Source organism: Actinocrinis puniceicyclus, assembly GCF_018283645.1.
In the GTDB taxonomy this organism is placed as follows: domain Bacteria; phylum Actinomycetota; class Actinomycetes; order Streptomycetales; family Catenulisporaceae; genus Actinocrinis; species Actinocrinis puniceicyclus.
Window position 1 is genome coordinate 1 of record NZ_JAGSXH010000156.1, and the last position, 10,162, is coordinate 10,162.

The 10,162-nt window shown below is 69.8% G+C and carries 11 protein-coding genes and 1 other RNA gene; 5 read left to right on the top strand and 7 right to left on the bottom strand.

The annotated features are described in order from the left end of the window. Nucleotides 1-823: 823 nt before the first annotated feature. Nucleotides 824-1,081: a helix-turn-helix domain-containing protein gene (locus tag KGA66_RS25865; RefSeq protein ID WP_211471620.1), complete on the top strand. Its 258-nt coding sequence runs from the start codon at nt 824-826 to the stop codon at nt 1,079-1,081. A gap of 263 nt (nt 1,082-1,344) precedes the next feature. Here KGA66_RS25865 and KGA66_RS25870 read toward each other — a convergent pair whose 3' ends face one another. Together KGA66_RS25870 and KGA66_RS31875 are read right to left on the bottom strand one after the other, a co-directional pair. After that, nucleotides 1,345-2,757, bottom strand: coding sequence for an ATP-binding protein (locus tag KGA66_RS25870; RefSeq protein ID WP_211471622.1), 1,413 nt, complete (start codon nt 2,755-2,757; stop codon nt 1,345-1,347). A gap of 114 nt (nt 2,758-2,871) precedes the next feature. Then, nucleotides 2,872-3,324 carry a helix-turn-helix transcriptional regulator gene (locus tag KGA66_RS31875; RefSeq protein ID WP_312887075.1) on the bottom strand — a complete coding sequence of 151 codons (453 nt, stop codon included), beginning with the start codon at nt 3,322-3,324 and terminating at the stop codon, nt 2,872-2,874. A gap of 108 nt (nt 3,325-3,432) precedes the next feature. Between KGA66_RS31875 and KGA66_RS25880 the strand changes: the two genes are divergently transcribed. The 3 genes from KGA66_RS25880 to KGA66_RS25890 all read left to right on the top strand — a co-directional run bounded on the left by KGA66_RS25880 (nt 3,433) and on the right by KGA66_RS25890 (nt 4,697). Beyond that, nucleotides 3,433-3,816, top strand: a complete 384-nt coding sequence (locus tag KGA66_RS25880; protein ID WP_211471624.1) for a hypothetical protein — start codon at nt 3,433-3,435, stop codon at nt 3,814-3,816. After that, nucleotides 3,813-4,352 (top strand): DUF6036 family nucleotidyltransferase, encoded by a 540-nt coding sequence (locus KGA66_RS25885; RefSeq protein ID WP_211471626.1) that lies wholly within the window; start codon nt 3,813-3,815, stop codon nt 4,350-4,352. Before KGA66_RS25880 ends, KGA66_RS25885 begins: the two co-directional genes overlap by 4 nt. A 102-nt stretch (nt 4,353-4,454) precedes the next feature. After that, nucleotides 4,455-4,697, top strand: coding sequence for a hypothetical protein (locus tag KGA66_RS25890; RefSeq protein ID WP_211471628.1), 243 nt, complete (start codon nt 4,455-4,457; stop codon nt 4,695-4,697). Nucleotides 4,698-4,817: 120 nt separating this feature from the next. Here KGA66_RS25890 and rnpB read toward each other — a convergent pair. The 4 genes from rnpB to KGA66_RS25910 all read right to left on the bottom strand — a co-directional run bounded on the left by rnpB (nt 4,818) and on the right by KGA66_RS25910 (nt 7,916). Further along, nucleotides 4,818-5,218, bottom strand: an RNA gene (gene rnpB, locus KGA66_RS25895) — RNase P RNA component class A. 57 nt (nt 5,219-5,275) lie between these two features. Then, the gene (locus KGA66_RS25900) at nt 5,276-6,475 is read right to left on the bottom strand and encodes a M20 metallopeptidase family protein (RefSeq protein ID WP_211471630.1); all 1,200 of its coding nucleotides are present in this window, start codon (nt 6,473-6,475) and stop codon (nt 5,276-5,278) included. A gap of 156 nt (nt 6,476-6,631) precedes the next feature. Continuing rightward, nucleotides 6,632-7,060: a GNAT family N-acetyltransferase gene (locus KGA66_RS25905; protein ID WP_211471632.1), complete on the bottom strand. Its 429-nt coding sequence runs from the start codon at nt 7,058-7,060 to the stop codon at nt 6,632-6,634. A gap of 196 nt (nt 7,061-7,256) precedes the next feature. Continuing rightward, nucleotides 7,257-7,916: an HdeD family acid-resistance protein gene (locus KGA66_RS25910; RefSeq protein WP_211471634.1), complete on the bottom strand. Its 660-nt coding sequence runs from the start codon at nt 7,914-7,916 to the stop codon at nt 7,257-7,259. A 162-nt stretch (nt 7,917-8,078) separates the two neighbouring features. Here KGA66_RS25910 and KGA66_RS31880 point away from each other — a divergent pair, with 162 nt between their 5' ends. After that, nucleotides 8,079-9,050, top strand: coding sequence for a mechanosensitive ion channel family protein (locus tag KGA66_RS31880; protein WP_211471636.1), 972 nt, complete (start codon nt 8,079-8,081; stop codon nt 9,048-9,050). Between the two features lie 17 nt (nt 9,051-9,067). Here the strand turns inward: KGA66_RS31880 and cobC are convergent, their stop codons facing one another. Continuing rightward, nucleotides 9,068-10,132 carry an Rv2231c family histidinol phosphate aminotransferase CobC gene (cobC, locus tag KGA66_RS25920; protein WP_369015967.1) on the bottom strand — a complete coding sequence of 355 codons (1,065 nt, stop codon included), beginning with the start codon at nt 10,130-10,132 and terminating at the stop codon, nt 9,068-9,070. Between the last annotated feature and the right edge of the window lie 30 nt (nt 10,133-10,162).

The following is a 10,162-nucleotide window of genomic DNA, read 5'->3' on the forward strand; positions in this document are numbered from 1 at the left end:
AGCTGTGTATAAGAGACAGGTCGTGCGCATCGCCCGCGCCCACGAGTGGGGCGAGACAGGAGCCTGAAACCCGGGCCGAGCCCGCGTCCGAGCCACTCGGGTCGTCCGCGCTCAGATTTCATATCGCAAGCCTGATTTGGACGGGAGTCCCGGGTCCTGGGCCACCAGCGCGAGCCCCCCGCCCGGCCCGCCTTGGCCACCGAACAGATCTCGCACATCGTCGAAGACCACGACCTCCCCTACTGAACACAACAAGGTCCCCTTTCATCACGGCGCGCGTCTTCGTTGATACGAACGTCCTGTTCCCGTTCTCCCTGATGGATCTGATGCTCTCCCTCGCCGAAGACTACGTACACGACGTGGTCTGGAGTGACAGGCTGCTGCCCGGGAAACGCCCGGTACAGCAGCTTCAGCACCCAGTGCGGCCATCCAAAGTAGAGCTCTGCCAAGACCGGACGCCTGCCTTACCCCTCGGACGTCTCCGACGCCCACTGGGCACTGATCGGCCCCACCCCCACCGCCTGGCAGCTGGCTCGCATCGACCGGCGCCCCACCGGCGAGCCGGCCCGCACCGCCGTGGCGAGCGGAGGACGAGTTCGTTCCAGATCTGGTCGCGCTGCCCGAGCGGGGTGGTGACGTCGCGGGTGAGGGTGCGGGCTTCGGTGAGCGTCAGTTGGCGGGTGTCGGGGCTCGCAGGATCGGTGAAGGGGAGGGCGAGCGGTTCGCGGAGGTGCGCGGTGAGGGTCGTGAAGTGCTGCTCGAGTGCTATGAAGATCGAGGAGCTGTTCAAACACACCGGCCGAGCGGATCAGCGCCCGACACGATGACCTTCCCCGAACTGTTCGCTCTGCCGGTCACCGTCGACCTCGCCACCGCCGCACGAGCCCTCGGCATCAGCATGACCACCGCCTACCGACTCACCCAGCGCAACGCCTTCCCCTGCGCGATCATGCGACCGACCTACCGCTACCGCATCCCCACCGCCAGCCTCCTGACCGCCCTCGACATCGACCTTCAGCCCGTACACCCCGACGACGTCGAAAACGGCATCGAATTCGCCCGCCGCTTCACACAGACATAGATCGCGACAGCGCTTGTCCGGCGCCCACAGCACAAGGCGCCGGACAAGCACTATCACCCGCCCCGATCCCACGATTACGGCCCGCTGTACGCCGCTGATCTGCGACCTTTCAAGATCGCGAGGGAATGGCTACCACGTGCCGAACGATTGCGGCGCACGGGCCGCGAGCCCGACACTCTGGACGGGTCGGCAGTCCACCTACGACACCTCGCGCGAGCTCCTGGCCCCTCACAGCATCAGACCGAAGCCGTCCAATTCCACTGTCAGGGCCATGCACGGATCAGGTCGTCCGGTCCGTAAGCGGCGTCAATCTCCCCGCATTGGACGCCGCTTCGACTGACGGCGACCAGAGGGAGGGGCTGATCTGTCAGCGCCGCCCAGTGCCGCAGCAGCGCCGCCTTGTCGTGCTCGTCGAAGGCGCTGCCGAGCCACTTGATGGAGCCGACGAACAGTAGCTGTTTCGCAATCGGTCCCCGGTCCGCGCCCACAATGTCGATCTCGATCTGCTTGTTGCGTGTCCAGTACCCGCCCACTACCGGGGCGTCGGGTAGGCCTCGGTCCGGTAGCAGCCGGGCGAGTGACTCGCGGACCAGGGGCTCGATGGCGCGCCCACGCCAACTGGCCCAGCTTGTCGCAATGCGCTGTGTGGTGGTATCGCCCCGGCCGCGCTCGATCTCGTCGAGGTGCGGGCCGAGAAAGCGCAGCCAGAACCTGAGGTAGGGATCCGTTACCCGGTAGCGTCGGTCTTTGGAGGGCTGCAGGGCGACGGGGAGCTCCCCGGCTACGATCCTCTTGTCCATCAGTGTGCCAAGCGCCCGGTTCAGCGGGGTAGCGGCGATCCCCCCGACGGCGTTCGCGATATTGGTGAAGCTGCGCTCCCCGGTACCGATCGCGCTCAGTACGGTCCGGGCCTGGGTGTGGTCGGGGAATTCCGCGGCCAGGGAGCGTTCCGCGGACACCAGCAGCGCACTGACCGGGTTGGCCAGCGCCAGGGCGAGGTACTGCTCGACGGACGCACCGTGCGGCCATTCCGCGCAGATCAACGGAAGTCCGCCGGTCACCAGGGCCGCGTCGAAGGCATCGGCCGCGCCCAGACCCAGCATCTGTCCGATCTCCCGCGGATTGAGCGGGCCGATCACCATTTCCCGTCCCCGCTGGTGGAACGGGCGGTCATAGGCGGTCAAAGCCTCCATCATCGACAGGTCCGAGCCGATCATTAGGAGCAGGACCGGCTTACGCTCGAACAGGCGGTCCCAACTGCGTTGCAGCACTCCTTCGAACGCGTCATCGCGCCCCATCAGATAGGGCACCTCGTCCAAGACCACAATGGAGGGCTGATCGTCGGGAAGCGCCGCCGCCAACAGCCGGAGCGCCGCGCCCCAATCGGCCGGGCGCGCGGCCGCCAGCAGTTCCCGCTCGGGCAGTGTTGAGCGCTGCGCATCCTCGGCGAGCCGCAGCAGTTCCGCAGCAGGCACCGCGCCGGTGGCGGTGAAGAACAGGTAGGGCGCGCCCGCGCGCTCCACGAACGTCTCGACCAGCCGCGACTTGCCCACTCGCCGTCGCCCGCGCAGGAGCAGACAGCGCCCTGGGCGCTCTCCCCCGACTCCGGAGCGCACCCGCTCGAGTTCGTCCCGCAACAGCGCCAGTTCCCGCGTGCGCCCGACGAAGTCCGCCATCGTGCCAGCCTCCCAGCCCGAGACTGATGTTACTAACAATCATGTCAGTAACGCGAATGTTAGTCAACAATAAGGATCGCATAACGACAGAGCGCGTGGACCCGTTACTTGGGCTTAGCTCGCGGTAGCCAACCCCATACCGGCCTGTTGGCGTACTCTGCCGGCGTGACGGACCTGCCTGCAGGGCTCTACGAGGAAGTCATCACATAAGGCAATGAACCTCTCGAGTTCCGAACGGCGGATCCGGATCGTCCCATTGGGCAGCTTCACGCACCGCGGCCCAGTGCCAAGTGTGCGCCAGCGGTAGAAAGTCGCTCTGGACACTTTGAGTTCGTCACTCGCTTGCGCGACCGTGAGCAGCTCGTCTCGGGCCATGACGCCATCATCTCCCTTCTGTTTCCTCCCATTCGCGCAAAGCTGGCAATCCACCGGCAGGGCATCCCGGAGGGGGGAGAGCAAGCCGACGGGAAGCAGCGAGAGATCTGGCGCGCCACGCGCGGACGGCAAATGATCGTCGCTGACGGCGGGCATGATCCCACGGACGGCTCCGTAGCTCAGTTCGAGCATTTCGTGTTGCAGCGGCACAGAGACCTCGCCACCTCGTCGACCGGGGCGCGCGGCGCAGGCGACAGCGTGTCCTGGCCTTGTTCCCGCGAGGTTCCGTAAGGTGGTGGCATGTCGACGTCGTACCGTGCCGCTTCGCTGGCCGATCTGGCCGATTGGCTCGCCGAGGCCAGCGAGCAGGAACGGTGGCGGCTCGTCGCCGAGTTCCTCGAGGAGTACCGCCACGAACCGCCAGGGACCCGGTTGGGGCTGCTGGAATCGGAGCCGGCCGGGACCGGGGACGAGCGGTGGGATGTGTTCCTCGGCGCTCTGGCCGAGCACCTGGCCGCGCTGGCTGATCAGGCCCCTCCACAGTGGGCCGGTCGGCGGATGCTTCGCTCGTTCTGGTTCCCGTTCAACACCCGCGCTGCGCGCGCCGATGCCCTGGTGAACGCGCCGGCAGCGTTCCGTCGGCGCGGGGTGTTCGTCGCGCCGCAGGAGTTGGAGGTCGCGTGAGCGAGGGGCCTCTGCTGGATCGGGAGGGTATCCGCGGCGCGTTGACCCGATTGGGCGAACGTCTGGCGCGCCGCGGGGTGACCGCGGACGTGTACGTCTTCGGTGGCGCGGCGATGGCGCTGGCCTATGACGCGCGGCGGGCGACGCGGGACATCGACGCCCTGTTCAAGCCGCATGGGGTAGTGGTCGAGGAAGCCCGAGCGGTGGCCGATGAGCTCGGGCTGCCGCATTGGTGGCTCAACGAGCAGGCCAGCGTATACGTCGCCAGCGGGGGCGATGCCAACGCGGCGACGATCTTTGAGCATCGAGGGCTGCGGGTGTCCGCCGCCTCGCCGGAGCACCTGCTGGCGATGAAGGTGCATGCGGCTCGTCGACGCGATCTTGACGACATCCGTTTCCTCGTCGACAAGCTCGAACTGGCCGATGTCGAATCGGTGGTCACCTTGTGCGATGAGATCTTCCCCGATGAGCCGCTTCCAGCTCGAGCACGCCTCGTGCTCGAGGACGTCTTCGAACCGCGCGACGCAACAGGGTGAGGGTCTGCGCGTAATTCCATCGAGCAGACGATCCGAGACTGCAAGATCCTCCTCGGAGTCGGCGACGCCCGCAACCGACTGCGCGCCGCCGTGGAGCGCACCGTGCCGTTCCAGATGCTGTGCCTGACCATCCTGTACTGCTGGTACGCCACCGCCCACCCGGGATCCGACGCCCTGGACGCCTACCGCCGGCAGCACCCCTGGGACCGCGCCAAGACCCACGTGAGCGCCGACGACATACTCATCGCCTTCCGCCGCCAACGAATTAAAGACAACTCCGCAGGCCACGCCACACCCACGCGATTCCCCCACAAGCCCGCGACCAGCGACTTAGCAGCCGCCTGACAGCGAAACTCCAGTAATATGGGCCAACAAAGATATCAAGAGCAAAGACCATCGGATCGCTTAAATTAGCGTTCTAATACAGCAGATGTGGCCGGATCCTGTTGGCTCCGGCCACATCTGACGGCGAGCCGGCCTATAAGCCGGGTTCTGTTCGCGCGCTGCGGACAGCGTGCGAGGCGACCATCCATCTAGGGCGTGCGTCGCCGCACGCCTCAAGCGGTCTACCCGCGAGCTCGGGCGGGCCGCCCTCAGACACTCGCGCGGGCCGCCCGTGGGCGACCCTTCTCGACCTTGCTCCGGGTGGGGTTTACCGAGCCGCCCGGGTCACCCCGGGCGCTGGTGGGCTCTTACCCCACCGTTTCACCCTTGCCGCGGGCCTCGCGGTCCACGGCGGTCTGTTTTCTGTGGCACTTTCCCGCGGGTCACCCCGGGTTGGTGTTGCCAACCACCCTGCCCTGTGGAGCCCGGACTTTCCTCGGGCGCGGGCTCGCACCCGCGCACGCGGTCGCCCGACCGGCTCGCCGCACCTCCATCCTAGAGCTTGGCGCACCGCGCCGAGACCGTTTGTGGATCTTCGGCTACACGGCGGCGCCGGTCAGGTGGTCGACCGCGAGCTGGGCGAGCAGCGCGGCGCCGTCGGGCACGACCCGCTCGTCGAAGGCCGCCCCGGGCGCGTGGTTGAACGGGGCCGTGGCCGGGTCGCGGCCCTCGAGGGTCGCGCCGAGGAAGACCATCGCACCGGGTACGCGCTCGAGGATCCGGGAGAAGTCCTCGGCTCCGGCCAGCGGCTGCGGCAGCGGGACGAACCGCTGCTCGCCGAAATGCTCGCGCACGGCGGCGCCGACCTTGGCGACCGCGTCCGCGTCGTTCACGGTCACCGGATAGAGGCTGTGGATGTCGGCGTCCACCTCGAGGCCGTGGGCCGCCGCGATGCCTTCGACGGTGGCTTTGACCACGGGCAGCACGCGTTCCATCGCACCCGCCGAGAACGCGCGGATCGTCGCGTCGAAGACCGCCGTGTCCGGGATGATGTTGTTCTTCGTACCGGCCCGGAAGTAGCCGACTGTGACGACCACCGGGTCGAAGATGTCGAACTTGCGGGTAACCACGGTCTGCAACGCGGTGACCATCTCGCACGCGGCGGGAATCGGGTCGTTGGCCCGGAAGGGCGTCGAACCGTGGCCGCCCCTGCCGCGCACCGTCACCTTGAAGTCCGCGCAGGCCGCCATCAGCGTGCCGGGCCTGGTCGCGAAGACGCCGCGCGGCAGCAGGCCGGAAGTCACGTGGATCGCGTACGCGGCGCTCGGCTTGGTTCCGGTCGCGTCGAGCAACCCCTCGGCGATCATGTGACGCGCTCCGTCCTCCCCCTCCTCGCCGGGCTGGAACATGAAGACCACGTCGCCGCGCAGGCTCTCGCGCCGTGCCGACAACAGCTTCGCCGCACCCGCGAGGATCGCGGTGTGCAGGTCGTGGCCGCACGCGTGCATGACGCCGTCGACCTGCGAGACGACGTCTTGTGTGCGCTGCTCCTGGAGCGGAAGCGCGTCCATGTCGCCCCGCAGCAGGACCGTGGGGCCGGGCGCCGCGCCGCGCAAAACCGCGGTGACCGAGTTCAGGGCGACGCCGGTGGAGATCTCAAGACCGAGCCCGTCGATCGCGCCGAGCACCTTCTCCTGGGTGCGCGGCAGGTGGAGACCGAGTTCGGGCTCCCGGTGCAGGGCACGGCGCAGTTCGGCCAGTTCGCCGGCCAGTTCGGCGGCGTCTTCGTGCACAGACATGTACGGTGCGACCTCCCGTTGCGGGCCTTTCTCCGGGAGCATAGGGCACGGCGCGGCCGGGATCAGCAGGTTTCGACGGCCGGTTTCGCCGGGCTCCGGATTCGGCGGGCTCCGGATTCGGCGGCATCAACGCGAGGCCGCGGTGAGCGCGCGATGTCAGGACGCGCCGGGCGCCGTCCGCGTCGAGGTCGGTGCGCCGTCCGGGCCCGGGTGCGCGCGCTGCGCCTCGTGCACCGCGGTCAGCGCTTCGAGCGTGCGCGCGGCGTGCACCGCGCTCTCGACGCTCGGCAACTCCCCGGGCCGCGGCGTGCGCACGATGTCCCGGTAATCGGGGTGCAACTCGGCCCAGCGCTTCATGAACGGGCAGAACGGCAACACGGTGAGCCCGTCGGCGCGCGCGTCGTCGAAAGCCCGGCGGGCCAGCATGGAACCTATCCCGCGGCCCGCCCATTCCGGGCCGACCTCGGTGTGCGGCAGGACGACCGTGTCATGCACCTTGACCCAGGTGGCGTACCCGAGACGCTTTTCGTCGAGATAGGCGGTGTAGCGGCCGTCCTCGCGTTCGTCCCTGATCTCGATGTTCATCGGCAGTGGGAGGTGCGGGCCTGTTGCGGCCCGGTTCCTCCGTCCCCTTTCCATTGCGTGGGTGCGGTCTCCCGGACCTGCGCCCGCCGGTGCGGGCCAGCTCGCAGGACGCGACGTGAGGTCAACGCTAGAACGCCCGCGGCGCCGGGGCCACCACCCCGGCGAACCCGGGCCCGCGGCGGACGGCCGCGGCGCGTCAGGGCCAGTACAGGACGGCGCGCTCGACGTTCTTGAGCAGCCTGCGCGCGGCGAGGCCGGTGGCCAGCGCGGAGAAGCCGAAGAACACCAGCCAGCAACCGAGCACGACCGCCAGGAAGACCAGACTGGCGCTCGGGAACAGCATGATCAACAAGCCGACGATCATGCTGAACACTCCCCCGGCGAGTCCCGGTGAACGCCCGAAGGCCCGCTCCCGGCCGCGCCGCTGCCGGGCCCCGAACCAGGTGATCGCGCCGGCCGCGAACCAGAAGGCTCCGGCGACCACGGCGAACGAGGAGGCGGTGCTGAACGGGTCGATCAGGCAGACGACGCCCACGGCGACCGCGAGCACGGCCAGCACCAAGGCCACCACCCGCGCGATCGGGTCCACGCCGCGCAACTGCACCGCGGCGACCAAGCGGTAACCGCCGGTGGCCAGCAGGTAGAGGCCGAACAACACGGTCAACGCCCCGACGCCGTGCCCGGGCCAGGCCAGGACCAGCACGCCGAGCAGCACCGACGTGACACCGAAGACGACCGGCACCAGCCAGGCCCTGGCCCATTTGGGCGAAAGCAGGCCGGGGCGTCGCGCTGCGCCGGGTTCGGGCCCGGGCCCCTCGTCCGGGCCCACGACCCGGCCGCTCAGTGGTTCGCTCATCCCCGGTACTCCTCGCTCGGCCTGACGCGTGCCCGGCCCCATTCTCCCATTCCGCGCGGTACCCGGACGTGCGCGGTGCGAGCATCTGATCGTCTTGACCTCGACGGGACGATCCGACGTAAAGTGATCAACCGCCAGATCCGCAAGGCAGAGGGAGCGGCAGTGAGCGGGCAGCCAACCGGCGAACGGCCGAGCCTGGGCGAAGACGAGGCGAAGGTACCGGGTCAAGGGCCGGGCCAGGGCCAACCCGGCCAACCCGGCCAACCGGGTGCCACGGACGAGCAGGCGCGCGAGCAGCAGACCGCGGCGATCGCGGCGATCACAGCGGCGACCGGGGCGCGTGACGTGCCGGGCACCAGCCCGGGCGTCGTCGGGGGCGCCGCGGCGGTGGCCGAGAGCGAGCGCGCGGTCGCGGCGCAGGCCGGGGTGGAACAGACGGTCGAGCAGCGCTCCGGGCGGATCCACCAGATCGAGCCGGACGAGCACTCGCCGCTGAACGCGCTGACCAGCGTCATCAGCGCGGACTTCCGCCGCGCGCTGCTGGCGACGCTGCTGGCCTGCGCCGCGCTGGGGCTGAGCTACGCCGCCGGCGGGGTGCTGACCAACACCCCGGCGAAGGTCGGCTTCTTCAGCAGGCACTCCGCGATCGGACACGCCGCGGCGATCGGCGGCGCGGTACTGTTCCTGATCTTCGGCGTCGTCGCGGTGCGGTCGGCCACCGGCGAGATCCTCAAGACGGTGCCGTCCAGCCTCGGCGACAACCGCAAGGCGGGGCTGCGCTGGGTCTGCCTGCTGGTCGGCTACCTCATCGTCATCTTCGGCACGCTCGGCGCTTTGAACGTCCCGATCGAGCGGCTGCTGCTGGGCGGCGCGGTCACCGGCGTCATCCTCGGCATCGCCGCACAGCAGTCGCTCGGCAACGTGTTCGCCGGGCTGATGCTGCTGCTGACCAGGCCGTTCGCCATCGGCGACGAGATCTCGATCCGATCCGGATCACTCGGCGGGGTGCTCACCGGACTGGTCGCGGACATGAACCTGACGTACGTGAAGCTGGTCACGGACAACGGCACGGTGCTGCTGCCGAACGCGGCCATCCTGTCGGCGGTGATCGGGCCGCCCGGCGTGTTCGGATGAGCGGGAGATGAACCCGGTCAGCGCGGCCAGGCGGCGATCAGCGCGTCGGTGACCTCGGGCGCCCGCACGGCGATGCGCAGCCAGTTCGGACCGAGGCCGGGAAAGGTGTCGGCCCGCCGCAGCGCGAAGCCGCGCTCGCGCAGACGCAGCCGGATCTTGTCCGCCCCGGGCGTGTGTACGAGCACGAAGGGCGCGCGGGCGCGCGGCTCACGAGGCCGGACGGCCGGCAGGTCGACGCCAGGCAACGCGTAGAGCCGCTGCTCCAGGTACTCGCGGTCGACCGCGGCCTGCCTGGCCAGGTGCTCCGCCTCCGCCAGCGCGCGCGGCTCGCTGCACGCCTCGGCCGCGGCGAGCGCCGGGGCCGAGACAGACCACAGCGGCTGCGCGGCACGCAGTCGCTCGACCAGGTCCGCAGCGGCGAGCAGATAGCCGGCGCGAAGCCCGGCCAGACCCCACGTCTTCGTCAGGCTCCTGATGACGATAAGGCCGGGCAGGTCGCGGCGCGCGGCCAGCGACTCGGCCTCGCCGGGGATCGCGTCGATGAACGCCTCGTCGGCGACGAGGATCCGGCCGGGCTTCGCGAGCGCGGCGATGCGGGCGGCCGGGTGCAGGACCGCCGTCGGGTTGGTGGGGTTGCCGATGATGACGAGGTCCGCGTCGTCGGGCACGCCGGCCGGGTCGAGTTCGAAGCCGTCCGCGGCGGAAAGGATCGCCCGGCCGACCCGGTGCCCGGCGGCCGCGAGCGCGGCCTCCGGTTCGGTGAACTGCGGGTGCACGACGACCGGCCGGCGGGGTCGCAGGGCGCGCGCGAGCAGCACGAAGGCCTCGGCCGCGCCCGAGGTGAGCAGCACCTCTCGGGCCGGGCGCCCGTGCCGGGACGCCACCGCGGCCGTGGCGCGCGCCGGATCCGGGTAGGCGGCCAGGCCGGCCAGCGACGCGGCGACCCGTTCGAGCAGCCAGCGCGGCGGCTGCGGGACGCGCACGTTGACGGCCAGGTCGATCAGTCCGGCGGTGGCCTCGCGGTCGCCGTGGTGACGCAGGTCGTAGCCGGCCGACGCGCCGTCGGCGGGCACAGCCGGCACAGGGGGTACAGGGGGTACAGGGGGTACAGG

Bases quoted from the DNA above. Each gene is read 5' to 3' on its own strand.
- KGA66_RS25865 (WP_211471620.1), top strand. From the start codon at position 824: ATGACCTTCCCCGAACTGTTCGCTCTGCCGGTCACCGTCGACCTCGCC.
- KGA66_RS25910 (WP_211471634.1), bottom strand. From the start codon at position 7,916: ATGAGCGAACCACTGAGCGGCCGGGTCGTGGGCCCGGACGAGGGGCCC.
- KGA66_RS25905 (WP_211471632.1), bottom strand. From the start codon at position 7,060: ATGAACATCGAGATCAGGGACGAACGCGAGGACGGCCGCTACACCGCC.
- KGA66_RS31875 (WP_312887075.1), bottom strand. From the start codon at position 3,324: ATGCTCGAACTGAGCTACGGAGCCGTCCGTGGGATCATGCCCGCCGTC.
- KGA66_RS25870 (WP_211471622.1), bottom strand. From the start codon at position 2,757: ATGGCGGACTTCGTCGGGCGCACGCGGGAACTGGCGCTGTTGCGGGAC.
- KGA66_RS25880 (WP_211471624.1), top strand. From the start codon at position 3,433: ATGTCGACGTCGTACCGTGCCGCTTCGCTGGCCGATCTGGCCGATTGG.
- KGA66_RS25900 (WP_211471630.1), bottom strand. From the start codon at position 6,475: ATGTCTGTGCACGAAGACGCCGCCGAACTGGCCGGCGAACTGGCCGAA.